The following is a 23792-nucleotide window of genomic DNA, read 5'->3' as shown; positions in this document are numbered from 1 at the left end:
TGTTATTGGGCGTCGGCGATGTTGTCTTTTGTAATCTTTTTGTATGCAATCCAGACGTATTTACCATCTGTAATGTCGTATTTGGTATTTTCCTTTGTTGGTGTCTCACCTTTGGCAAGAACGGAAGCCAGTGCCACCGTAGCTGCACCCTGATTCTTGGCATCATTAAGCACCGTGCCCAGCATTGTGCCATCCTGTAGAGCTTGAATGGCTGGAGCTGTTGCATCGACACCTACAACCGGCATGGATTTGCCATCCTTGAAGTATCCGGCTGCTTTCAATGCCTCAATGGCTCCCAAGGCCATGTCATCATTGTTTGCGAGAACGGCTTCGATCTTGTCACCATGGGAAGCCAGGAATGCCTGCATTTTCTCCTGACCTTTCACCCGATCCCACATCGCTGTGTCTTCCGCCAGTGCTTCCACTTCGATACCGGCATCCTGGATCGCCTGAACCGAATATTTGGTCCGAAGCTCTGCATCCTGGTGACCCGGTTCCCCTTTCAGCATGACGTATTGCAGTTTGCCATCGCCGTTTTTATCCGCTTCCGGATGTGCTTTCCAGTAATCCACAATCAGCTGACCGGAGATCGTACCGGACTCCTCTGCTTTGGCTCCTACGTAGTACACTTTATCCCATTTGTTCATATCTTCCGCCACTGGCTCACGGTTGAGGAATACCACTGGAATGTTCGCTGCCTTGGCCTTGTCAATGATGACACCTGCCGCCGTCCGATCCACCGGGTTCACGGCCATGGCATTATATTTCTTGGACACAAACAGATCCACTTTCTCATTCTGGGTCGGCTGTGCATTCTGGCTGTCCACGATATCCAGAGTCGCAACGCCTTCCGCTGCTGCGGTCATCGCATTACGTACGCCCGTCATGAACGTATCATCAAATTTGTAGATGGCGACACCAATCTTGGGCGTTTCCGTCCCTGCTGCTGTCTGGCCTCCTGTATCTGTTCCCGTACTTCCACCTGCACTGTCTCCGCCGCTGCTACACCCTGCCGCCACAACCATACATGCTGTAATCAACAGTGTCATCCATGTCTTCTTCATATCCTAATGACCTCCCCCAAGTTCATTCGGCTTTACCGATGTCTTTATTATGAAAGGGTTTACATTAAATTCGAATACAATATCTTCACCTGTTCTATCGAAATCTTCCTCAAGTTCACAAACACTTTAATTTCTTCATTAAGCATTCGTTCAAGCATTGGTTCATTGTACAAAAGGAAACAACAGCTTCTGGTTATCCATCCAGAACATATTGTCTGTACTAACCAGCTTTGTCTCAAGTAATACTCTCGCTTGCACCTGTTGATTGTTCAGCCGCGCAACGGCTTGATTCAATCCCAGATAACCTGCACTATATCCATTCTGGACAATGAGATGATCAAAGACCCCTTCTTGCAATTGCTCCAGCTGCTGTTGTTCACTGCCGAATCCAACAATTCTTACCTTGTCCGCAGATTTGCGTCGATTCAGTTCATCGGCTGCTCCCAGAGAAGCCGGTTCCTGAAGAGTAATGAAGCCATCCACCTCCTGCTGGTCCAGCAATTGCTTCACAGTCTGCCAACATCCATCCCGTGTATTACATATCGATTTCGGTTCCACTTGAATATCAGGATACTGTACCAAGGCTTCCATAACTCCCTGCTCTCTCTGAATCAGACCAGAATTAAGGGGATCGAGGCCCAATAAGGCCACATGCCCTTTCCCTTCCAGAAGCTCCGCCATCGCCTGGCCGGCCTGTCTTCCCGCCTCGATATTATCCATCGAGATGAAACTAGTGATGCCTTTCACGGGAAATTCATCGTTAAGCACAATGACAGGAACAATGGTTTCATTGGAATTCGTTGTCTGTGCCTCCTGAATGATGTCACTAAGTGCCTTCTCACTTAGGGGATCAACCAATAGAGCTGATGCCCCCTGCTTTAGAGCCGATGCGGCAGCCCCCACTTGAGCCTGCTCTCGCGCACTGCGAGACAACGTTTGGCTGTTGATATTAGCCTGTTTGACATACATCTGACTTCCAGCAGAGTCCAGAATGGCAGGTGTGTACACATCACCATCGGAAGGGTATGCTTCCACGGTAATCAGTTCGGCTCCACTCTCTTTGGCAGCCGCTTCGGCGCCAAGCCGGATGGCTTCCGCAAGTTCCCCTGTCCCAGCTGGCGTAATCAGCGCGATACGTGGCGGTACTGCCGTAGCATCGGGACTCGATAGGCCGCAGGCACTGCATATGAGCAGACAGCAGTTTGCAACTGACAGAGTTACTAACCGACGTTTCCGAATCCCAGGGAAGCTCGCAGCAACCTTTTTCCAAAATGTACGGATATTCAATCCTTTAACTCTATGGGCATCGTTCCTATTAACTTGGTTATCCATCATCAGGCTCGCCCTCCTTCTGCTGCGATTGAATGGGGATCCGAATCCAGACCGTGGTTCCTTCTTCCAACTCACTTGCGAATTCAAGTCCGAAGCCCTCCCCATAATAAAGCCGAATTCGATCGTGTACGTTGCGTACAGCTACACCTGATCCTGCACCGCTTTTGACAACCGGATTGCCACTTAATAAACCTGACATCTGTTCTTCCGTCATGCCAACCCCATTATCTGTAATGCGAAACACCAGCTTGTTGTCCTCACAATAGACATCAATCTCAATACTTCCTTCGTCCATGTGGTACTCGATGCCATGAACAATGGCGTTCTCAATCAGAGGTTGAAGCACCAGCTTTAATGTCAGGCATTCCAGGAGCGTCTCATCTGCATTGATGGTAAAGTTGAATTTGCGTTTGAACCTCATCTGCTGAATCGTCAAATAATGCTGCGCATGCTCCAGCTCTTCTCTGATTGTGATAATCGTTTTGCCTTGACTGAGACTGATACGGAACAGGCGTGAGAGTGATGTAATCATCGTAATCACTTCCTCATTGCGGCTCATGCCTACCATGCGCACCACGGAATTCAGCGTGTTATATAGAAAATGCGGATTGATCTGGGCCTGCAAGGCTTCCAGCTCCAGACGACGCTTCTGTTCCTGTTCATGGATGATCTCATCCATCAAGGTGCGGATTTTATTGACCATCAGGTTGAAGCGACGGGATAGTCGTTCCACCTCCAGCGGCCCTTCAATAGGCAACTCCACGTTGAAATCCCCACGCTCCACGGCCTTCATCTTACGTTCCATTCGCCGAATCGGGCGAGTCAGACTGGAGGATAAGAACAGCGAGACGAGAATAACCAGCACCAGCACTACTACCAGTACACGAATGAGATATCCGTTCACTTCCTGACGCGTTGTCATAATCTCATCCAGGTAAGCAACACCAACGATTTTCCACCCGATATTGGCAACGGACTTTACGGTATTTAGCCTTTTCTGTCCATCTGCTTCATCTTCGTAACTGCCGGAAGCCACCAAAGCCTGTTCGATATTCTCACTTTTGAGTCCCATATACATCAATTGCTGCTGCGGATGGTACACGATATTGCCCGCACTCTCATCGATGATATAGACATATCCCCGTTGCCCCAGACTGACCCGACGGCTCAGTTCATCCATCTGTTTGAAATTGATATCGACCAGCAGGATGACATGTCGATCCTGACCATTTTGCCGTATCGTTATGCCTTTGCTCATGGAAACGACCCATTTATATGGGCCTGTGTACATGTTCTGAATATGAGGTAACGAGAAACTCAGATGATCCGGCACACGAAGCGCAGACTGAAACCACCCTTGCTGTGTCACATGGGCGCTGGTTTTTAATTCGGCTGTAGGTCGGTTCTTGAGCAATTTCCCCATGGAATCAAGCAGAGTAATTGAGATGATATCTTCACGACTGCTGAGCAGTGTGTCAAGCTGTTTGTCCACCAGTTCCCCTTCCCATGTCCCGTCACGCAGCATGTGTTCCTCAATGGCACGATACAGATGAGACATACTGCGGACGTAATCCTCCAGGTTATAACTGACCTGATCCACAATCTGTCTCGTCGTCAGTTCCGCACTTCGCTCGGCAGCCTGCGTGAACTTGTCATGCAGAAGCATCGCCATGATGGTCAGCACCAGAACGATGAAGACGGAGAAGGACCACGTAATAATAAACCGGATACTGCTGACTCTGGACGAACGCAGACGAGAGCGTAATCGAGGTCCCATGGACTTCACCCATCTGGACAAAAACTTCATCGGATTGAACCTTCACTTGCCGCCTGGGAAGCCTGTTTACGATATTCTTTCGGCGAGACACCAATATGTTTTTTGAAGCAAAAACTGAAGTAATTTGGTTCAGCAAAACCAACCTGCTCCGCAATCTCAAATGACTTCAGCTCTGTCGAGCGAAGCAGTTCACGCGCTGCCTCCATTCGGATCTGCATCAGGTACTGCAGGAAGGTAAGCTGCACTTCTTTTTTGAAAATGCCACAAAAATAACCAGAGCTGATATGCAGATGTCCGCACACCTTCTGAATGGACAGGTCCGGGTCGGCATAATGCTCTTTGGTGAAGACTAACGCCTGCTCAACAATATCCTTGTATACATGCTGGCGACCGCTGGCAATGCGATGTTGTACGAGTAGACAGACCTCCTGTACCTTCTTCTGTGCCTCAGTAAGTCCCGGCAGTCGGAACAAATCCGCATACAACTGGAACCCTGCACCAAAGATGTCTTCCATTTCTTCCCCTGATGCCTGTGCTGCCTTCCATACTGTTGTTAATACTTCAATTAAATAGAGCTGAATATCACTTCGCCCGTGTTCCACTGTAATTTCCCGGAAAATGATCGCAAGTGCTTCCTCCAGCTCCGCTTGTGTCCCTGCCTTCAGGCAACGTGTCAGCGTCTGCTGCTTCAACTCGTCGAACCGCAGCTTGCCCGCCGTCTGGCGCTCCACATCCGCAATGTATATGATTGAATCCGTCCCGGGCACAAGTCGATAATCCAGTGCCAGCAGGGCATCTTCATAGGCATGATTCACATCCGCAAGTGTATCCACAATCTGGCCTGATCCCACCGTCGCCGGGATACGCAAGTAGTGGTTGATGCTGCGCATCACATTTTCCAATGCCTTCTGTTGCCGCTTCGCTCCATCTGTACCGCCCGAGCGATCCACATAGAGCAGGACAATCGTCTCCTGATGCATAAAGGCATGACCAGCCCCATGCTCCGCCCAGACTTCTGCCGCAATGTTAAGTGCAGCAAAGCGTTTCAGTTCAGCATCCTCAGATTGACGCAAGGAACCTCCGGAAACCAATATCTCAGACTGATCCGCTACCTCGGATGTTGTTTTGTTATGTCGCTGTGGAGGCTCGTCGAATATTCCCTCAGGTTTCTCCTTCTGTACATCTCCATCTATATGCAGTGTCAATACGGACACACCATAGCGTTCTCCTGTCAGATCCAATCCGCATCGTTTGGCTTTACTATGAATATATGTCGAGGATTTCTGGCGATGGAGCAAGGTTGCCATCAGATCTGCCTGTAATAAAGGCACACTGGTATGATAGTGCTCACGCAGCTGCTGTACATCTTCACGCTCAGCCACTTCAGACGCCATCTGGGCGCGCAGTCTTGTGAGCAGTTCGGTGAGATGCCCTGTCGAGAACGGCTTCAGTAGATATTCATCCACACTTAACGAGATGGCTTGCCTCGCATAATCAAATTCATCATATCCAGTCAAAATGACCACCTTCACGAGTGGATTACGCTTCCTCAATCTTTCCGCAAGTTCCAGACCATTCATGAATGGCATGCTGATATCCGTCACCACAATGTCCGGCTCTACCCTCTCCGCCATCTCCAATGCTTCCCGCCCATTCTCAGCCAAACCGACTATCCGCAGATCGAGCGCTTCCCAATCGACCTCTACAACAAGTCCTTCACGCACATCTTCTTCATCATCCACCAGCAGTACCCGGTACACGATTGGATTCCTCCCTTTTATAACGGGCCTTATGCCCTAGCAACGAATAATATATGTAGCATTGTGAATCATTTAATTTCTTATTGCCCACCGAATTGAAGCAAAATGCAAAGGGCTCATGTTGATCTGTTCCAAGGTTGCCATCATAATATACAATATTATCAGGGATATGTAATCGCTTTCTTTGATAGAGGTAAGGCAACCCTGTCGGGCACTGCCTAAGTGAAATGTGAAGGATAGTTTATGAATGCTAAAGGTAGGTTAAAGTAATACAAACACGGAAAATTTCGAAGTACTTCTAATAAGAGGTGTTTTGATTGTGACTATAATTCAGATTCTTCATTCTTGTTCTCTACGATGATTCAAACTTAATGCTTTAAAATAAATCATTGTTGTATCTGGGTTGGTGTGTCCCATTATCTCGGCCAAACGGTGCAGTGGTGTATGCTCAGCCATGGCGTAACCAAAACGATGACGCAGGTCGTGTGAACTCAGTCCTTCCAGCCCTGCTGCTATCATTACTTTTTTAATCAGGTGGCGCAGTGCTCTCTCCGTTAAACGATCATTAGTCTTCTCTGAAGGAAAAAGGTACGCACGATCGGTAGCAAGATCAGACAAGTACTGATTCAAAATTACAATACATTGCATATTCAAAGGGATCTTACGTTGCACGTTGTGTTTATCGGCTCTCACTGTCAGGTGACCGCTTCGTCTACCAAGTTCGATATCATGAGGCTTGAGGTTGCATACCTCCATCGTTCGCAATCCCGTGTGAAACATAAGGGTCAGGATGGTCTGATCACGGAGGGAGTTACCATACTCCACTGCCGCGAGGAATGCCTGCTCTTCTTCGGATGTCATTCGGCGTGGACTGACTTTGTCTTCCGGAATGAATTTTAATGCTTTGGAAGGGTCATGACTGAGCCTGGATTCCAGGACAGCCCATTTGAAAAAACGCTTCAGCGTAATCAATCTTCGGTTAATGGTGGCTGGCTTCAATAACATAACTTTGAGTGAATCTTCGCGATAATGGACTAAAGTGGATGTGTGTACGTCTTCGATTCGCAATGTAAACTCTTCGCTAAGCATGGTGCTTTCCTTGTACCATTCGATAAAGTGCTTCAGATCACTTGTATATTCCTTCACGGTTTTGGGATGCAATTCACCCTCATTGGCAAGCATATGAATGAATTCTTCTATCGTCGGTTCCCGCTGCACCGAAGTCCCTGATGACTGGTTCATTAAAAATACCTCCAAATCTTGACTTATATTAGCGGACATGGTATTATAATATTAATCGATACATTAGCGGACATCAAGTTCGTGGTTTAAATGCACCAGGTGAGTGTCAATTTTTAATTATACTCGTCATAATGATCGGCTAAAAACTTATTTTTTGGAGGAATCACATGCAAACAGGTACAGTGAAATGGTTCAACGCGGATAAAGGATTCGGCTTTATCGAAACTGAAGAAGGAACAGACGTATTCGTTCATTTCAGTGCAATTCAAGGTGAAGGTTACAAATCTTTGGACGAAGGTCAACGCGTTCAATTTGAAGTAACTCAAGGTAACCGTGGACCACAAGCTGAGAACGTTACTAAACTTTAATTATATGAAAGCTGCCTTATCAATAAGGCAGCTTTTTATTTACTCATATGTTTCACAGTAAAAAACTTAACATCCCAAAAATGAAAGCGAGGTATTCCCCATGGATAAAGAACAATTGATCACAGAAGTAGCTAAGGCTGGCGGTTTCTCCAAGAAGAATGCTGAAAAAGCTGTAACCGTTGTACTGGATTCGATTCTCGAAGCTCTCAAAGAAGGTAAAGAAGTTCAAGTGGTTGGATTTGGGAAATTCGAAGTACAGAAGCGTGAGGCAAGAACGGGAAAAAGTCGTAGAACAGGCAAGGAAATTCAACTACCTGCAGGTAAAGTTCCTGTATTCACAGCAGGCTTAAGTATGAAAGAAGCTTTAAATTAAATCACGTAACAAACGTAACACCCCATTGAAAAGAGGTTTTTATTCAAACACACAATGATAATATGGATTTAAATGTCGTGTTTACTACCGTTGATGATATCATTAACTTTTATTCAGGCAAACAGACAAACTCGAATCATGCAGAAGCTCATACTCATTTAAAGCCCCCATCAGTACAGTCTGATTGCAACCTGCGACCATCAACCCGCTAAATTAACATTTCATCTTGGACAACAAGAGGCCCTGATCCGCTCAAAACGGTCCAGGGCCTGATTTGCTTGGAAGCCGGCTCCGTCAGGAACCAGCTTTTTTTGTCTTTTATGCAACCATCCTATTTGCTGTTCAGAAGTTCGCGCAAGATCTGTAGATCATATGTAGAGACAAGACGTTCCAAATGAGTATCCAGCCATTCCTCATCCTGATCCCACCACTTCAATTCCAGCAGCAGTGCAATCGTCTCTTCGTCAAAACGCTTTTTAACAGTCTTGGCTGGATTACCACCAACAATCGTATAGGGTTCAATGTCCTTAACAACGGTTGAATTGGAGGCAACGATTGCCCCGTCTCCAATCGTGATACCAGGCATGATCGTCACATTTTGTCCAAGCCATACATCGTTCCCCAGTACCGTGTCACCCTTATATGGAAGTTGTTCCAGTGTAGGTGTCACACGCTCCCATCCTCCACCAAAAATATTGAACGGATACGTGGTCATACCCTCCATCCGATGATTCGCGCCATTCATAATGAATGTCACACCTTCCGCAATTGCACAGAACTTGCCAATCACCAGGCGATCACCAATAAAGTCATAATGATGCTGTATACGGTCATAGAATTGCTCTGGTGGATTCGTGTTATCGCTATAATACGTATAATCACCGATGTCCACGTTGGAACGCGGCGGCAGGTTTTGAATGTAACATACCGTACGGATATTCTCATTCGGGAAAAGTTTTGTTTTATTAGGGGCCATATTGTAGTCCCTCCTTTTCCCTATTGTAACAGATTTTAAATTATAAATGGACTAGGAGCTCTGTCGACACATCGGACAAAATAGCCGCAGATGCCTTGATCTGCTCTACCGACTTGAGCTGTTCATGAAATTGCCGTTTTGTCCCAAGAGTGTCACGGTAATGGTTTTGTCAGTTGTTCCGGGTGAAGTATTTGAACCTGTCTCTTCCGAAGTCTCAGGCAGCGGTGTTACTTCACGCCCAAGTTGCTCTTGCAGATTCGCAAGGCGGTTCAATGCAAAAGTCGTCAGTGATCCGGCTGCCATGGAGTCCATACCTCCGCCGCCAAAGTTAACGCCAGGACGAGTCTGCGTATTACCTGTGCTATCTGTTGTTACTGTTCCCGTTGTGCCATCTGGAGGTGTTGTACCATCGGGCGGTGCCATTCCCTCAAATCTTCTGGTGGTGTACCGCCCACACCACCTGCTGCATCTGCATTTGCAGAATAAGCGATGTTGGATTCAAACTGTTCTGTTGTATAAAATTTCGTACTTGCCAGCGGCATCACTGTAGAGCATGTAGTTGTGTCCTTTGTCCCCGTTATAACTGTCATAGTTGCCAAAAACCATGTTGCCCGCAATATATTGAAGCGCTTATGTAAACATGGTAGGGGACGAACCTTTAGTGAATCTTAAACGCGATAAACCACAAAAATAAATAGTATGTATCACTATGAAATTTTCATAGGTATACAAAAAACATAATGAAAAAAAGCGCAATTATAACCTTGGAACCGGTTCATAAGTCCTATTTTGTTGCAAATATCTAACATTAATATGCCTATATAACGATATATCTGAAGAGTAGAACTTACCTGGAGTTCATATACGTGAATAGTAAAACTCATTACGAAAAGCTTTTAGAAACAAAAGAGAATCTGATCAGACAGTATTTTAGGGACGATTTCACAGTTTTTAAGTCAACAATTACATAGCGTGTACAACACCCAGGATAAGTCCTTCGTCACAATCGTAGAAGGAGTGAACCATCTTGTTTAATAAGCTTCGCTGGAGTACCATGCCTTTCTTCATCAAAAATTTGGTGATTTCATTCGGCAGCATCATGTTAATCGGTGTAATCCTGATTACTGCCGCGTATCAATTGCAAAAAAACATCTTGGTTGAACAGTTGCACGACCAGGCTACCGTCATCACCCAGAAATGGTACGATGATCTCGACACTGCCAAAGTGGCAGAAGCGGCTAAGGAAAAAAGCTACTCCGGTCCTGTACAAAAGGAAATGAAAGCTTATCTCGATTCCATCCATGACTTCTATCCCAACATCGCACAAGCGTACATTTTCGGTTCAGAACTTGAGCAAGGAAACGGAACGTCCATCATCGCGATTCCAACGAACCTGTTGGAACCATTCGAGGAAGGTAATCTGCCCGCAGGTGCCATGTACCCACTGCCCGAGAATAATGTTGTGGTGCTGGAACAGATGAAAAAGGACGGTAAGCCGGCCTTCAGTGATTTTTACACCGATGATTATGGAACGTGGACCACTCTGATCTATCCGATTAATAACGCAGATGGCTCCATGTACGCTGCTCTTTTCTTCGATGTAGATGCAAGTGCCGTTCCAAAAGGGCTAAACAAACTGCTTACATACGGTTTGATGTTCCTTGTCGGGTTCCTGATTTTGTTCATGGTGTTGCAATTCATTTTGCTGAAAAGAACGTTGCTTCCAATTCGCAACCTGATGAAAGGTATCGAAGAAGTCAGCACGGGTAATCTGGACATAACCATCGATACCGGGCGAGATGATCTGGGTATCATCAACGAGAAGTTCAATGCGATGATCCATCGATTCAATACAACCATCTATAAAGTACAGAATACTTCGCATCACCTCTCGGAATCTTCCAAACAACTACTGGGCATTTCCGAGAAAAATAATGTGAACATTCAATCCATCAGCACTAATATTCGAGAAATATCTACTGGACTGGTGTCACAAGACAAAGCCACTGTGGAGAACGCACGTGCCATGACTGAGATGTCAACGGTAGTGCAGACGATCGCCAGCAGCTCAGCCGATGTAGCAGATGAAGCACTCAGCATGGAGCAGCGCTCCAGTACAGGTAACGTGGTGATGCAACAAGTTATTGAGCAGATGCGCCTGATCTCCGGTGCGGTGCAAAACACGTCAAACTCGATTCAGTCTTTGGAAAATAACTCGAATCAGATTAGCAACATTGTTAACGTGATTACGGAGATCGCCGGACAAACCAACTTGCTTGCACTTAACGCTTCAATCGAGGCAGCCCGCGCAGGTGAAGAAGGAAGAGGTTTTGCGGTGGTTGCAGGCGAGGTACGTAACCTGGCAGAGCAATCTCAGGAATCAGCGAAGCAAATTCGACAGCTGATTGAAGAAATTCAACGGGATATCAGGCAGTCTTCCGAGGCAATGCAGTTGGGTTCCAAGGAAGTCACCAAAGGCTTGGAAGTTACCCAAGAGACAGGCGTATTCTTCGAGAATATTCTGACTGCTACGAATAAAGTTGCAAACCAGATTCAGGATATCTCCAGTTCTACTGAAGAGATCTCGGCAAGCACACAGGAAATGTCTGCCACGGCCGATGAACTGTCTGCCAATGTCAGCAAGGCAGCAAGCAGCAGTAAACAAATAGAGCAGTCCATAGATGAGCAGGAAGCCTCCATGGCAGCCATTGTGAGTGCCTCCGATGAGCTCTCGGTTGTATCCGAGCAACTGCAAGAACTGATCTCATTCTTCAAGGTTCGGGCGGAATAGTTTAGTCATAACTGTTTTTCTATGTAAAATCAGCCTATAGTGGTTTTCCACACTATAGGCTGATTTTATTTGATATTAAGGTGTTACCACTTCGTCAGAAAGCCCTTCTACTCGTCAGCTCTCCTGGATTGAATTTATTTCCCGATATACTCATCCAAAAAGCGATCTACTCTTTGGAAATATTCAGTGGGGTAATGGTTAATCGCATCGATGTGCTCCGTATTTTTCGGATACCATACTTCTGCGCTTGGATTATCTTTTAAGGATTCGTAAATAACTTCTGTATTTTTATAACTGATTTGCTGATCTCCAGTACCATGAATGAGCATAACTGGCTTGTCTTGCATCTTTTTCACCGCATCCATAGGAGATACGGAATCCAGATCAACGTTATAGACCCAATTGGCCATCCATGTCGATGTATAACTGAATGGGAATGCAGGTAAACCGGAAAAGAAGGGCAGACCCTCTCTCAGAAACAGACCGGCATTACGAAACGGACTATCTGCAATGACGGCTTGGATGTCATCACTTTCACTTGTGGCCAGCAAAGAAGTAGCTGCCCCCATAGAAAAGCCGATAACTCCGATGTTGTCACCCGTATGGTCTCTTGTTTTTAAATAGTCTACAGCTCCCAGCAAATCGTATTTTTCATTGAGGCCCAGAGTAATCAAATCACCATCGGATTTACCTTGCGAGCTGAGGTCAAATGCCAATACATTGTAACCTTTTGGAACGAGATGCTCTACTAACTTTGGGGTCCGCCCTTTGACTAAACGATTGCTCGTATACCCGTGGACAACAATTATCGTCTTATCGCTTGATTTACCACCAACATTTGCAGGAAAAAAGGTACCTCTAATCGTATTATCATTTTTCAAACTCTTGAACTCAACCTCTTCGTAAGGCGTTTTATCGATATTCAATTCGTAGCTGACATTTGTGTCTCTAGGATGGTGTAACAAAGTGTCTACTACTTTGTAAGATATAAAAAATACAAGAGCCACCACAAGCAAAAGCACGATTCCCAGGCTCCATAATATTTTGTTCCGTTTTTTCGCACGAACGTTGTTCAATGTCCGATCGGGTTGTAATGATGTTTGACTCATTCAGACTCCTCCAGTTTTTCTATTGGTGATATGGGTGCGAACAAATAAAAGGCATGGCTCTTCAGATTTTCCCACTCGGGATGATGAAGAATGCTTTCGCCGAGAGTTAAGGCCACTCCATTTAAAAAAGAGATATAGGCACGAGAAATCATCGCTGGAGAAAAGCTTTTGTTGAATTCCCCCATTAACTGTCCCTTGGCATAGACATCTTCGATTTCATCGGTCATTACCTTAATACTTTCAAGGACCTTCTGTGTAAGTTCAGGGAACCTTATTCGTTGTCCTAATACAGATTGAGCAAGCCGCAATTCATTGGTATAGAAGTAGATATGGTTGAATTGCTCTTCCACCATGTTCTTAATCAATTGGCCCGGTGTCCCCTCTTGTTGTAGAGAAGCAAGGGATTTCTTCTGAATATCAGCAAGCGGCTCAAGGACAGCGGCGTAGAATAAAGCTTCTTTACTAGGGAAATATTGAAAAATGGTTCCGGGAGTCACTCCGACACGCTTCGCAATGATTGCCGTTGTGGTATTCGAATATCCACTTTCTGCGAACAGGATAACCGCTTCTTTTAGAATCCGGCTCCGACGCTCCAGTTTTTTTTCTTCATTGATAGGTCTTGCCACATGTATTCCCCTCTCTTTAAACTAGACTTTAATTAATTAAATGATCAATTAATTAATAATATATCTTTAATGATGGCTTATTGCAAGAGCAAATTTATTTAACAGACGAGCAGGATGAAAACTTAACAAATAAAAACAAGCCGGTGTGCGGCCCAACTTGCGCCTCCGGCTTGTTTGTTTCAGACCCCTAATACATCAATAAGCATGTTGCAAAAGGTTCGCGTCACATCTTGAGCAACAGAGTCTAAATCGGGGTCGAGAATAGCTACAGTCATACCTACAATTAGATTGGAATCCAGAATCGTTCTGAGTATATCTTCTAGCTCATTCCAGTAAAGACCGTTTGGTTCTGGACAATCCACACAAGGCATAATCGAAGCATCCAGCACATCTGCATCCAGATGAAGCCAATAACCGTCAACCTTATTGGTTCGGAGCATAAAGTCCTGTACTAACGTTGTCGTCTTCTCTAACCCTTTCCGCCTGATCTGTTCCGCACTGCAAAAAGAAATGCCAGCCATTGTGGCTTCCTCAATAATGTCCTGCTCAGGATCGGACTCTCGATACCCTATCGAAAGTACGTGTTTCGCATGGATATACGGTGCTCGCTCTTCTACATTGGTTAGAAGGCTTATCCCCATTCCTGTGACTGTCGCCAGAGCCATTCCACCTACCACAGACTGTTCTCTATTCCCCTGATGGTAATAATCTGGATGTGCATCGATATGAATTAAACCATATGTGCCCTTCCGAGCGAGAGCAAGAGCACTCCCCACCAGGACACTGCAATCCCCACCGAGTACCAAGGAAAAATCATCAGCATTCAACACTTTTTGGACCACATTAGCTAAATTAACGGAGTAAGTAGCCACTTGTCGGCCATTTAGTGTTCCTTCATCGAAAACTTCTTCCACAGGATACTCAGGTTTGGATATTCGTTGAGTAATTTTTGCCCCAATAGCTGAATGCAAGCCCAACTGCTCAAGTGTATCTGGGAGCTTGTCACATCCTCTTTCACGTCCATCTGAATGTTTGCGTAGCCCCAGATTCGTCGGTGTGTGTATGATCTGAATTGTTGTATTCATGTAGACTCTACTCCTTTATCACTCGTTTGACTTGACTCATCGTAAGCACTAAAGCATAATTTAAGCATTACTATATAATGAATAATGTAAGGAGTCAATTGATTATGGAAGCTTACAATGACGCATGGTTTTCTTTCACATTCGAACTTATCAATACATATGATCCCTATTACGAGGAACCTGAAAGACTGGGTAGCTTGGCTCTATTCATGGAACTGTTGAATAAACATGTGTTGCCGTCAGCTAAGTTACCTACCTCGAAAGATTTAATAGCTGTACATTCATATCGCGACAAGTTTCGTGATCTCATTCGAACAGCAACGGACGAAGAGCTCTCTCTTTTCCTAAACATACATCTCTCTCGTGCCCCAATCCAATCCAGCTTATCTGCAACCACGTATGGGCAATTCATGTACGTATACGATCAACCGGACGGAACAGAACATTCGTTAGTGGATTCAATATTATCCATCTGCTCATTTGTATTGGGAATGGAATTAACCAAGTATGGCAGGTCACGCCTTAAAGCATGTGCTTCTGCACCTTGCGAGGAAATGTTTATGGATCACTCTAAAAATGGTCTTCAACGCTTCTGCAGTAAGCGTTGCTCAACCCGATACCATGTAAAAAAACATCGGCAGCAAAACAGTCAGTAGACATTTCATTGTTTTGTATGAGCTTGTTTGCACATGGCGAAAAGCCCGTTCCAGGAGGACATATGGCAGGCTGTGTTGGTGTTATTTGAGGGTGGGGGGACATGTACTCCCCGGCTTAACTCTTTCATTTCAATCCACGCACTCCATACGGAGTGTGACAGCGGAAATGAACGTCATAACGTCCTAAAAACCATATATTATGACGTATTTCCGATATCCCCAAAGAATTACATCATCATTTCTGCTAAAAATCAGCACAAATTCTACTTACCTGTTTGCCAAAAGGTCACAAAAAAGGTCTTTTCGACACATTTCGAGGTGCGAATCTCCCAGGGAAATCATGTGAGCTTGGGGTTCGCACCTACCCATACAGATCAGAAGACAAATCAATTTTACACTATAAGATTAAAGTGGTTAAAATGCTCTATTATAAACTTTTTAAACAAGCTTGAAATTTCGTTCATTTTGTTAGATTTTAATTCAATGATATTATGACGGATGATAATCGGATCGCCTAGTTTTAAAAGTTTCAGTGCGTTTGAGGATAACTCATTCTCAACTGAGCATTTGGGAACTAATGCAATACCCGTTCCATTAAGCACCGTCTGTTTAATCATTTCCAGGCTAGCGTATTCAATATTTTTGTAATCAAATTTGCCTTGATCGACCAGAATCTTGTTAGCCAGTGACTGATAAATGCAATGATTACCAAAGGTAATTACTTTAATTTCATGACTGAACAGCCTCTCATCGCTCACGCGGTTAGATCCAATAAAAACAAATTCTTCTTCAAAAATAGGCGTACACTTCAATTGATTAAGCTTAGGATCAACAGGAGCAATACCAAAATCGATTTTTTGATTGATTACATCGTCTATAATACTTTGATGAAAGCCCGTTGTTAATTTGATCTCTGAAGTAGTATACCGTTCTAAAAAATCGACGATCGGTTTGGAAAAATGGGTCACACAGAACGATTCCAAAGCTTTAATTTTAACGATACCGCTAATCTCATTAATTTCATCATATAGCTCTTGTGTTAGTTGCTCAAATGTTCGAGCATATTTTGCAAATATTTCTCCTTTATCGGTTGGAACTACACCGTTGATCGTTCTGTGAAACAATTGTACATTTAATAACTCTTCAAGAATATGAATATGGTTGGTAACCGTAGATTGGGAGTAACCTAATTGAATAGAAGCCTTGCTTATATTTCGTTGCTCATATGTTTTTAAAAACGAATACATATATTTTCCATCTAATTGGCTTAGCATTATACACATCCCATCTATTTATCGAATAATCATTATCGGTATTATTCATTATATAGATACCTCATCTTCATGTATACTCTGACATGTAGATGAAAACACATTTGTAGAGGAGTAGTCATGTTGTACAAAAATCTAAAAGCTTATATAACCAAATTTTCCACGGATACTCGTTCCCCGCTAACGATAAGCCTGTGGCATGCTGTTGTTGCTTTTACAGGTAGTTTTATTACGATATTTATGTTAATGAGTCTTTCTGAAGGGTTGCAATTATCTTTATTAATGGCTCCTTTTGGAGCTAGCTGTGTTTTGGCTTTTGTACTTCCCGAGGCTCCTGTGTCTCAACCCCGGAATATTATCGGTGGGCACTTCATTACAACTCTATGTGGACTGACTGTTTATCATTGGATAGGTTCAGGGATTTGGGCTTTATCTCTAGCTGTTGGATTAGGGATTGCTTTGATGATCGTAACCAAAACCACACACCCTCCTGCAGGTGCCAATCCAATCGTTGTGATCACAGCCGCAAGCTCCTGGTCTTTTCTTTTCACTCCAGTGTTACTCGGCTCAGTGATTATTGTGTGCGTTACCTTGCTATACAACAACCTGATTAAACATAGGAAATATCCGACATTTTGGCGATAAATTAATGTAACGATCGCAGGAATGTGAGCATCACATTTGCACCTGTTCCATCCGTTTATGAGAAAGATCACATCCACCTCCCCTGTTCAAGTGCTACAGTTGTTAACGACCAACTGACCACAATAGTAAATCGGTCAATAAAGAACTTATCTTACCATTTACCATTTCTATCTACAAGGAGGTGTACATACCATGAAAACGATAGATCGAAGGCAACAGGTGATGGATTCTGCCGAGAAATCCTTTGCCCTGTTTGGTTACAAAGCCACAACGATGGAGCAGGTTGCGAGACTTGCCAATGTGGGCAAGGGAACGATCTATACTTTTTTCGAAAATAAAGAGGAACTGTTCAGCGAGATTCTGCGCTCGATCATTACGGATATGAGACAGATTACAGAGCAGTCGGTGAAGGAAGAGAACTCCTTTCTGGATAACGTGCATATGAGCATGGATTCTTTGCTGGAATACCGTGAGGAACATGAGCTGTTGATCAAGCTCTTCCAGGAGGTTAACGAGTTCGGTACGCCGCAGGCCAAGGAAGGTTTACAGAAAGTGGAGACAGCCATTCTCGAATATCTGGAGCGTCAGGTCAGCCGTGCCATGGAATTAGAGCAGATTCGCAGGGACGATCCCAAGCTGGTTTCTTTTGTCCTGCTGAAGCTGTATGTCACCTTAACCTCGGATTGGAACAAAACGCATCCTACGCTGCACAAGGATCAGATCAAGGATTTTATGGGCCTCTTTCTCAAGAATGGCTTATCCCCTACCTAGAGAAAGGCATGCCACCAGACTCAACACATAATAGAGATAGAACAAATGGATGAGCGTAAGGATAGGGAGAGAACATGATGAAATCATTCCACGTATTTGGGCAAGACCTGAAGTCCGCCTTTAAGAAACCAAAAGTATTTATTCCGATTCTCGTTGTACTGTTCATTCCGGTGCTGTATAGCGGCCTGTTCCTGAACGCATTCTGGGACCCGTATGGCAAAATGAATGAATTACCTGTGGCGGTGGTCAACACGGATCAGGGTGCGGTCTACAACGATAAATCACTGGAGGTCGGTCAGAATCTGGTCGATGAATTGAAGAAAAGCAAAGATTTCAACTGGCAATTCGTGACTCGTGAACAAGCAGAACAAGGTATGCAAGACAACACGTATTATATGACAATTGTGATTCCAGAGGACTTTTCCACCAAAGCCACAACCCTGATGGATGAGCACCCTGAGCCGGCAGACCTGATCTATGAACCCAATGAAGGATACAACTTCCTCGCAGGTCAGATCGGCGGTACGGCGGTCAAACAAATTCGCTCCAAAGTCTCCGCTAAAGTAACTGAGTCGTATACCGAAACGTTACTGGATCAGGTCGAAAAAATCTCTGGTGGTTTGGCGGATGCCGGGGATGGAGCAGGTCAGATCCGTGATGGTGCGATTAAGCTGGATGAGGGTGCTGCTACATTAAATGAGAACCTGTCCAAACTGGCGGCAGGCACCGACAAGCTCGAAACGAGCGTAGTTCCGTTAAAAGAAGGTACATCTACCCTCGCTCAAGGCATAGGTGATCTTCATACTGGCGCAAGCGCCCTGTCCAATGGGCTGTCCCAATTGGCAGCAGCAGGCACAAAGCTTGGTGATGGAGCAACCCAGGCCGAAACAGGCAGCAAACAGCTACAAGCTGGCCTTCAATCTGCTCAGGAAGGCGCAGCCAAGCTGGATGCAGGACTGGCGGCTTCCGAGGAAGGCAGTGCAAAGCTGACTGCTGGGCTGCAAAGTTCTGTTGAGGGCAGTGGCAAAGTTAGCAAGGGTGCCAAAGCGGTTGCGCAAGGTCTTGCCCAATTAGCCGAAGCGAGTCCGGAACTGGCCGCAAGTCCAGCTGTACAGCAGCTTTTGGCAGCCAGTCAGGCCGTAGCCGCTGGCAGTGAACAAGTGTATCAGGGCGGACAGCAGTTGGTCGCAGGCAGCCAAAACCTGTACGCTGCACAGCAGCAACTCCATCAAGGCAGCAGCCAGTTGGTGCAGGGGGAACAACAACTGGTACAGGGTGCCACGCAGTTATCCGCCGGACAAGAAAAGCTTGCCACTGGTCTACAACAATTCAATTCCAAATTATCCGAAGCAGCCGCTGGAGGAGCCAAACTTGCGGATGGTTCAGGTCAATTGAATGCTGGTGCAGGCAAGCTGGTTGCCGGTGTAAGCCAGCTTACAGACGGCATCTCAACCCTTGCAGATGGCTCACATAAGCTCGATGACGGTGCTGGTCAGTTAAAAGAAGGTACGCTGAAGTTAACGGACGGATCTGGCGAACTTGCCACCAAGCTGAATGAAGCGGCCGAGCAGACGGGGAATGTGAAAAAGACCGATGAACTGGTAACGATGTATGCAGAGCCTGTTCAGGTCAATGAGCATAAATATAATGAGGTACCTAACTATGGTACAGGATTTTCGCCATACTTCCTGTCACTCGGGCTGTTTGTCGGGGCATTGATCGCCACTTTGGTAGTCCCAACACGCGGCAGCACAGTTAGCGAGGCAAGTGGCTGGAATCGTTTTGTGAGTAAAACGCTGGCTTTCACGCTCATGAGTGCTGTACAGTCCCTGCTTGCTTCATGGCTGGTCTTGTATGGCTTGGGTCTGGATGTTCAGAGCGTTCCATTGTTCCTCTTGTTCAGCTTTGTTACCAGTCTAAGCTTCATGTACATCATTCAGGCACTGGTGACTTGGTTGGAGAACCCGGGTCGATTCCTCGCGATTCTCATGCTGATCTTCCAGCTCACCACCAGCGCGGGCACCTTCCCGCTCGAACTAATTCCAAATTGGCTGAAAGTGTTTAATCCATGGCTGCCTATGACATATTCGGTAACAGGTTATAAAGCAGTCATCTCAAGTGGACAGTTCGGTGTGGCTTGGGATCAGATCGGTATTCTGTGCATCTTTGCCGTGATTGGTCTTGGAGGAACCTTAACGTATTTCCTGATGCATCGCACCACGGAGAACGAAAACGTAAGCAGTGAAGTTGTACTTCACGCATAGTACGAAAAAAATAGTCAAAGGCATATCCCACTATCCTGACTCGCTGGATGATAGCAAGTCTGGCTTAAATGGATATGCCTTTGTTATTTTGTTAGTTTCGATATTCAATTTAATCGAGATTCTTCAGAATGTTTTGGTTTAAAAATCTAAGAAAATCACCTTGCATGGAGCCAAGGGTAAGCATTTTCTTGATCATGCTAAATCGCCAATGGGTATTGTTGAATTGGAACGACCAAATAGCGGAGAGCAACATTCCAGATTTTAATTTTGATGTTGCAGATCAGCTTCTCTGTACGGTTCAGCTAAACGATCTATAGATTTTCTAGTGATGAATAGCATCGATAGTATTCCTATTCCTTTTCCTAGTATGTAGACTACATATCAGAGCTTGTGACAGCGAAAGTAAATAACAGTACGAACGCAATCAGTAATACATATAGCGCTACACTGATAATTCCACAGACAAGGCCAGCAATGGCTAATCCTCTACCCTGTTCCATGCGGTTCTTAATTTCTTTGAGCGATATAGAAGCAATGATGATAGCAACAATACCAATTAGTAATCCCATGTATGGAATCACGATGGACAATATCCCCAAGACAAGAGCAGCAATCGATTTGCTATTGGTTTTTGGTATTACATAAGGTGGTGGTGGAAGTGTGTCGTTATAATAACGATCCACATCATTTTCACGATATTCCAAGGTAAATCCTCCCTGTTTATTAAGTATGTTCATTATAATTGATTAATAGGAAAAATAATATCCATATTGTGTTAATTATTAATTGATATTAGATTTATTTTATTCCCATCATCCCCGGACACATATCTACATTCATACGCTTATAGATTGTACTTCAAGGATATGAACTTAAGAACCCGTTTATCCGTGTGATGATATAAATCAAGAATACCTCTAACATATAGATATTATTATAGTTGTAATACTTTTCTGAATATCTTTGGGGGAATACTCAGATGAAAATCGATAAAGTCATGAATATACTTATGATTTTGATGCTTGTACTTATTGCTTTTTATCAAAATAATGTAGCTGTTTTATGTTTTAGCATCGTTTTGTTTGGAATCATGAGTTATACGACATTTAGAATTCGAACCCATTGGAATGTAGCAACTTATATCTTGTTGACCCTCGTACTGATGATCTGGAACATATACCTGTGGACATAAGCTAATATTTTCAAAAAAAGAACGCAATCCCATATTACTCACAGGATTGCGTTCTATCGACATATCTTAGATTTGGAATGCCTTCTATCCTTCCACTTCCACCCGCTGCAAAAATGTCCGGGTACGTGCGAGCCTTGGATTGCCGAAAATCTGTTCTGGCGGCCCCGACTCTGCGATTTCCCCGTTATCCATGAAGAATACACGATCCGCAACGTCACGGGCGAAGCCCATCTCATGCGTGACAATCATCATCGTCATATTTTCCTGTGCAAGTTGCTTGATGACACGCAGCACTTCCCCGGTCAGCTCTGGATCGAGTGCCGAAGTCGGCTCATCGAACAGGAGGATATCCGGCTGCATCATCAGTGCCCGAGCGATGGCAACTCGCTGTTTCTGTCCACCGGACAGATTGGCGGGATAGACATCGGCTTTGTCCGATAGCCCTACTTTGCCGAGTAGTTCCAGACTGCGCTGCCGGATGATTGCCAAGCTTTCTTTTTTCAACGTCTTCGGTGCAAGTTCCAGATTATCTTGTACGGTCAGATGCGGGAACAAGTTGAAATGCTGGAACACCATGCCCATCCGATCCGTAATCTTGCGAATATCCGCGGCACCTGCGTAACGACCATTATCGACCAACGTCTGATCCTGAATGCGAATCGTTCCGCCCGAAATATCCTCCAGATGGACCAGGCTGCGCAGCATCGTACTTTTCCCCGAACCCGAAGGCCCGATCACGGCAATCACTTCGCCTGGTTCCACGTTGAAGGATACCTGCTTCAGCACATCAAGTGTACCGAATGATTTTCTCAATTGATTTACTTCTATTATATGTGTCATATGCAGACAGTCCTTTGATTGATCAGATTTAATTTATTCAAATGAAAACCGCTTCTCAAGTGCCTTGAACAGTACAGTGAGCACAAGTGTCATGAGCAGATACATAATCGCCGCCACGAAGAAAGGAATTAACTGCAAATCGCGATTTACCGCCGCTTGGGCGTAATACAACAGCTCAGGTACAGCCACGGCATAGAGCAGTGCCGTATCCTTGATGAGCGTAATGGACTCATTGGCCGTTGCGGGCAGTACCACACGAATCATCTGAGGAATAATGACTTTGGTCATCGTCTGCCACTTCGTGAGTCCAAGTACCTTCGCTGCCTCATGTTGCCCTTTATCAATGGAAAGTAGCCCGCCCCTGAAGATTTCAGCGAAGTACGCAGCATAGTTTAAGATGAACGCAATCCCCGCTGCAACAAAGCGATCAAACACCAGATACTCTCCAATCACCGGAAGCAACGGTAAACCGAAGCAGAAGAATAGAATTTGGAGTAGTAGCGGTGTTCCTCGCATGACGTAGACGTAGGTATGGGCAATCCACGCCAGCGGTTTAATTTGGCTTCTCATCGCCAGCGTAACTGCAAATCCAAGCGGTACAGAGAGCACGATCGCGAGCAAGAACATGAAAATGGTGGTCTGCGCACCCTCTAGCATCGGTTTTAAAATGGTCGATAGATAATCCCAACTCATTGTTTTGTCTCCTCTAATCTGTTAACCCCGCATTCCTCTGGGGCATGAATCGCTCCAGCGTGGAATACGGGGTCCGTTTTGTTTCTAACTATATATCAGGTGTGTAACCTGCCTATTTCAGAACCTTATCTTCACCCAACCATTGAGTGGAGATCTTAGCCGCTGTTCCGTCTGCATTCAGTTCATCCAATGCTTTTTGCAGCTGATTCAGAAGCTCTTCATTGCCTTTTTTGATACCAATGCCATATTGTTCCGGTGCAAGAGATTCATCCAGCAGTTTGAATGTTCCCTCTTCTTTGGACATGTAGTATCTCGCTACCACTTCATCAATGATGACCGCATCCAGACGTTTTGTCTTCAAATCCGTAAGAGCAAGGACGTTATCCTTGAACTCGGAAGCTTTCACTTTATCCTTGAGAGGACTTGCTGCAAGTGCATCTGCCGCGGAGGACAATGCCTGCAATCCCACATTTTTTCCATCCAGTTCATCCAACTTCGTGATTGGCGAGTCTGCCAAGGTAATGGCTACTTGACTATTTTCCAGATACGGCTTCGTGAAGAGCACTTTCTCTTTGCGCTCATCCGTAATGGTGTACCCGTTCCAGATCATATCAATCCGGCCACTGTTCAGCTCTGACTCTTTGGAAGACCAGTCGATTGGCTGGAATGTGATTTCTTTACCCATTTTCTCCGCTGCAGCTCTGGCATAATCAATATCAAAACCTACAATTTCATTCTGCTCGTCCCGGAAACCCATTGGAGCAAACTTGTCATCAATTCCTACAACAATCGTGTTATCGTCTTTGCTTGCGGAACTGGAACAACCAGCAACAATCAAGACACATATACTAATGAATAATAGTAGAATCGCTTTTTTTCTCATCTCTCGAACCCCTCCATGTCTATAACCAAAACCAAAACGCTTTAGTTCGTTACCACGTTATCAGAGATTTATAA

General features: G+C 45.0%; 23 protein-coding genes. 7 read left to right on the top strand and 16 right to left on the bottom strand.

Annotated features, from left to right (window positions below; all coding sequences use genetic code 11):
- Positions 1-2: 2 nt before the first annotated feature.
- From J7E78_RS16160 to J7E78_RS16140, 5 genes are all read right to left on the bottom strand, one after another.
- Positions 3-1064 (bottom strand): galactose ABC transporter substrate-binding protein, encoded by a 1062-nt coding sequence (locus tag J7E78_RS16160; protein WP_036606548.1) that lies wholly within the window; start codon positions 1062-1064, stop codon positions 3-5.
- A 162-nt stretch (positions 1065-1226) separates the two neighbouring features.
- Positions 1227-2399 carry a substrate-binding domain-containing protein gene (locus J7E78_RS16155; RefSeq protein WP_215077255.1) on the bottom strand — a complete coding sequence of 391 codons (1173 nt, stop codon included), beginning with the start codon at positions 2397-2399 and terminating at the stop codon, positions 1227-1229.
- Positions 2389-4203: a cache domain-containing sensor histidine kinase gene (locus J7E78_RS16150; RefSeq protein WP_251035083.1), complete on the bottom strand. Its 1815-nt coding sequence runs from the start codon at positions 4201-4203 to the stop codon at positions 2389-2391. Before J7E78_RS16150 ends, J7E78_RS16155 begins: the two co-directional genes overlap by 11 nt.
- A complete protein-coding gene (locus J7E78_RS16145) occupies positions 4200-5933 on the bottom strand; it encodes a response regulator (protein ID WP_215077254.1) in 1734 nt (577 codons plus the stop codon). Before J7E78_RS16145 ends, J7E78_RS16150 begins: the two co-directional genes overlap by 4 nt.
- 339 nt (positions 5934-6272) lie before the next feature.
- Positions 6273-7175 (bottom strand): tyrosine-type recombinase/integrase, encoded by a 903-nt coding sequence (locus J7E78_RS16140; protein WP_215077253.1) that lies wholly within the window; start codon positions 7173-7175, stop codon positions 6273-6275.
- Positions 7176-7342: 167 nt separating this feature from the next.
- Here J7E78_RS16140 and J7E78_RS16135 point away from each other — a divergent pair, with 167 nt between their 5' ends.
- Both J7E78_RS16135 and J7E78_RS16130 read left to right on the top strand, forming a co-directional pair.
- Complete coding sequence (locus J7E78_RS16135; RefSeq protein ID WP_017690333.1) at positions 7343-7543, top strand: cold-shock protein; 201 nt, start codon at positions 7343-7345, stop codon at positions 7541-7543.
- A gap of 100 nt (positions 7544-7643) precedes the next feature.
- Positions 7644-7916, top strand: a complete 273-nt coding sequence (locus J7E78_RS16130) for an HU family DNA-binding protein (protein WP_074093765.1) — start codon at positions 7644-7646, stop codon at positions 7914-7916.
- A gap of 331 nt (positions 7917-8247) precedes the next feature.
- Here J7E78_RS16130 and J7E78_RS16125 read toward each other — a convergent pair whose 3' ends face one another.
- From J7E78_RS16125 to J7E78_RS30030, 3 genes are all read right to left on the bottom strand, one after another.
- Complete coding sequence (locus J7E78_RS16125; RefSeq protein ID WP_215077252.1) at positions 8248-8892, bottom strand: Vat family streptogramin A O-acetyltransferase; 645 nt, start codon at positions 8890-8892, stop codon at positions 8248-8250.
- 105 nt (positions 8893-8997) lie between these two features.
- Positions 8998-9315: a hypothetical protein gene (locus tag J7E78_RS16120; RefSeq protein WP_215077251.1), complete on the bottom strand. Its 318-nt coding sequence runs from the start codon at positions 9313-9315 to the stop codon at positions 8998-9000.
- Between the two features lie 75 nt (positions 9316-9390).
- Positions 9391-9498, bottom strand: coding sequence for a hypothetical protein (locus tag J7E78_RS30030; protein ID WP_397330581.1), 108 nt, complete (start codon positions 9496-9498; stop codon positions 9391-9393).
- 448 nt (positions 9499-9946) lie between these two features.
- Between J7E78_RS30030 and J7E78_RS16110 the strand changes: the two genes are divergently transcribed.
- Positions 9947-11683, top strand: coding sequence for a methyl-accepting chemotaxis protein (locus J7E78_RS16110; protein WP_215077344.1), 1737 nt, complete (start codon positions 9947-9949; stop codon positions 11681-11683).
- Between the two features lie 134 nt (positions 11684-11817).
- Here J7E78_RS16110 and J7E78_RS16105 read toward each other — a convergent pair whose 3' ends face one another.
- The 3 genes from J7E78_RS16105 to J7E78_RS16095 form a co-directional block, all read right to left on the bottom strand.
- On the bottom strand, positions 11818-12792 hold the full coding sequence (locus J7E78_RS16105) for an alpha/beta hydrolase (RefSeq protein ID WP_215077249.1): 975 nt from the start codon (positions 12790-12792) through the stop codon (positions 11818-11820).
- Positions 12789-13418, bottom strand: coding sequence for a TetR/AcrR family transcriptional regulator (locus J7E78_RS16100; protein ID WP_215077248.1), 630 nt, complete (start codon positions 13416-13418; stop codon positions 12789-12791). Before J7E78_RS16100 ends, J7E78_RS16105 begins: the two co-directional genes overlap by 4 nt.
- A 179-nt stretch (positions 13419-13597) precedes the next feature.
- Complete coding sequence (locus J7E78_RS16095) at positions 13598-14503, bottom strand: arginase family protein (RefSeq protein WP_215077247.1); 906 nt, start codon at positions 14501-14503, stop codon at positions 13598-13600.
- Positions 14504-14607: 104 nt separating this feature from the next.
- On the opposite strand from J7E78_RS16095, the gene J7E78_RS16090 reads away from it, so the two are divergent.
- The gene (locus J7E78_RS16090; protein WP_215077246.1) at positions 14608-15159 is read left to right on the top strand and encodes a CGNR zinc finger domain-containing protein; all 552 of its coding nucleotides are present in this window, start codon (positions 14608-14610) and stop codon (positions 15157-15159) included.
- Between the two features lie 392 nt (positions 15160-15551).
- On the opposite strand, the gene J7E78_RS16085 is transcribed toward J7E78_RS16090, so the two are convergent.
- On the bottom strand, positions 15552-16433 hold the full coding sequence (locus tag J7E78_RS16085) for a LysR family transcriptional regulator (RefSeq protein WP_215077245.1): 882 nt from the start codon (positions 16431-16433) through the stop codon (positions 15552-15554).
- Between the two features lie 117 nt (positions 16434-16550).
- Here J7E78_RS16085 and J7E78_RS16080 point away from each other — a divergent pair, with 117 nt between their 5' ends.
- From J7E78_RS16080 to J7E78_RS16070, 3 genes are all read left to right on the top strand, one after another.
- Positions 16551-17075 (top strand): HPP family protein, encoded by a 525-nt coding sequence (locus J7E78_RS16080; protein ID WP_215077244.1) that lies wholly within the window; start codon positions 16551-16553, stop codon positions 17073-17075.
- Between the two features lie 192 nt (positions 17076-17267).
- Positions 17268-17846 carry a TetR/AcrR family transcriptional regulator gene (locus J7E78_RS16075; protein WP_215077243.1) on the top strand — a complete coding sequence of 193 codons (579 nt, stop codon included), beginning with the start codon at positions 17268-17270 and terminating at the stop codon, positions 17844-17846.
- A gap of 77 nt (positions 17847-17923) precedes the next feature.
- Complete coding sequence (locus tag J7E78_RS16070; protein ID WP_215077343.1) at positions 17924-20110, top strand: YhgE/Pip domain-containing protein; 2187 nt, start codon at positions 17924-17926, stop codon at positions 20108-20110.
- A gap of 374 nt (positions 20111-20484) precedes the next feature.
- On the opposite strand, the gene J7E78_RS16065 is transcribed toward J7E78_RS16070, so the two are convergent.
- From J7E78_RS16065 to J7E78_RS16050, 4 genes are all read right to left on the bottom strand, one after another.
- A complete protein-coding gene (locus tag J7E78_RS16065; protein ID WP_397330580.1) occupies positions 20485-20814 on the bottom strand; it encodes a DUF4190 domain-containing protein in 330 nt (109 codons plus the stop codon).
- Between the two features lie 572 nt (positions 20815-21386).
- A complete protein-coding gene (locus tag J7E78_RS16060; RefSeq protein ID WP_215077241.1) occupies positions 21387-22142 on the bottom strand; it encodes an amino acid ABC transporter ATP-binding protein in 756 nt (251 codons plus the stop codon).
- A gap of 33 nt (positions 22143-22175) precedes the next feature.
- Entirely contained in the window at positions 22176-22835 is a 660-nt protein-coding gene (locus tag J7E78_RS16055; RefSeq protein WP_215077240.1) for an amino acid ABC transporter permease, read from the bottom strand.
- A gap of 112 nt (positions 22836-22947) precedes the next feature.
- Positions 22948-23718, bottom strand: a complete 771-nt coding sequence (locus J7E78_RS16050) for an amino acid ABC transporter substrate-binding protein (RefSeq protein WP_036672520.1) — start codon at positions 23716-23718, stop codon at positions 22948-22950.
- Positions 23719-23792: the final 74 nt, after the last annotated feature.

This window comes from Paenibacillus polymyxa, from assembly GCF_018614975.1.
In the GTDB taxonomy this organism is placed as follows: domain Bacteria; phylum Bacillota; class Bacilli; order Paenibacillales; family Paenibacillaceae; genus Paenibacillus; species Paenibacillus polymyxa_E.
Note: the sequence above shows the minus strand (reverse complement) of the source record. Positions and strands in the feature narration are given on the sequence as shown.

Excerpts from the sequence above, each read along its gene's own strand:
- J7E78_RS16070 (WP_215077343.1), top strand. The coding sequence starts at position 17,924 with ATGAAATCATTCCACGTATTTGGGCAAGACCTGAAGTCCGCCTTTAAG.
- J7E78_RS16105 (WP_215077249.1), bottom strand. The coding sequence starts at position 12,792 with ATGAGTCAAACATCATTACAACCCGATCGGACATTGAACAACGTTCGT.
- J7E78_RS16055 (WP_215077240.1), bottom strand. The coding sequence starts at position 22,835 with ATGAGTTGGGATTATCTATCGACCATTTTAAAACCGATGCTAGAGGGT.
- J7E78_RS16060 (WP_215077241.1), bottom strand. The coding sequence starts at position 22,142 with ATGACACATATAATAGAAGTAAATCAATTGAGAAAATCATTCGGTACA.
- J7E78_RS16120 (WP_215077251.1), bottom strand. The coding sequence starts at position 9,315 with ATGGCACCGCCCGATGGTACAACACCTCCAGATGGCACAACGGGAACA.
- J7E78_RS16155 (WP_215077255.1), bottom strand. The coding sequence starts at position 2,399 with ATGATGGATAACCAAGTTAATAGGAACGATGCCCATAGAGTTAAAGGA.
- J7E78_RS16110 (WP_215077344.1), top strand. The coding sequence starts at position 9,947 with ATGCCTTTCTTCATCAAAAATTTGGTGATTTCATTCGGCAGCATCATG.
- J7E78_RS16160 (WP_036606548.1), bottom strand. The coding sequence starts at position 1,064 with ATGAAGAAGACATGGATGACACTGTTGATTACAGCATGTATGGTTGTG.
- J7E78_RS16075 (WP_215077243.1), top strand. The coding sequence starts at position 17,268 with ATGAAAACGATAGATCGAAGGCAACAGGTGATGGATTCTGCCGAGAAA.
- J7E78_RS16050 (WP_036672520.1), bottom strand. The coding sequence starts at position 23,718 with ATGAGAAAAAAAGCGATTCTACTATTATTCATTAGTATATGTGTCTTG.
- J7E78_RS16080 (WP_215077244.1), top strand. The coding sequence starts at position 16,551 with ATGTTGTACAAAAATCTAAAAGCTTATATAACCAAATTTTCCACGGAT.
- J7E78_RS16095 (WP_215077247.1), bottom strand. The coding sequence starts at position 14,503 with ATGAATACAACAATTCAGATCATACACACACCGACGAATCTGGGGCTA.
- J7E78_RS16090 (WP_215077246.1), top strand. The coding sequence starts at position 14,608 with ATGGAAGCTTACAATGACGCATGGTTTTCTTTCACATTCGAACTTATC.
- J7E78_RS16150 (WP_251035083.1), bottom strand. The coding sequence starts at position 4,203 with ATGAAGTTTTTGTCCAGATGGGTGAAGTCCATGGGACCTCGATTACGC.
- J7E78_RS16135 (WP_017690333.1), top strand. The coding sequence starts at position 7,343 with ATGCAAACAGGTACAGTGAAATGGTTCAACGCGGATAAAGGATTCGGC.
- J7E78_RS16085 (WP_215077245.1), bottom strand. The coding sequence starts at position 16,433 with ATGCTAAGCCAATTAGATGGAAAATATATGTATTCGTTTTTAAAAACA.
- J7E78_RS16140 (WP_215077253.1), bottom strand. The coding sequence starts at position 7,175 with ATGAACCAGTCATCAGGGACTTCGGTGCAGCGGGAACCGACGATAGAA.
- J7E78_RS16130 (WP_074093765.1), top strand. The coding sequence starts at position 7,644 with ATGGATAAAGAACAATTGATCACAGAAGTAGCTAAGGCTGGCGGTTTC.
- J7E78_RS30030 (WP_397330581.1), bottom strand. The coding sequence starts at position 9,498 with ATGGTTTTTGGCAACTATGACAGTTATAACGGGGACAAAGGACACAAC.
- J7E78_RS16125 (WP_215077252.1), bottom strand. The coding sequence starts at position 8,892 with ATGGCCCCTAATAAAACAAAACTTTTCCCGAATGAGAATATCCGTACG.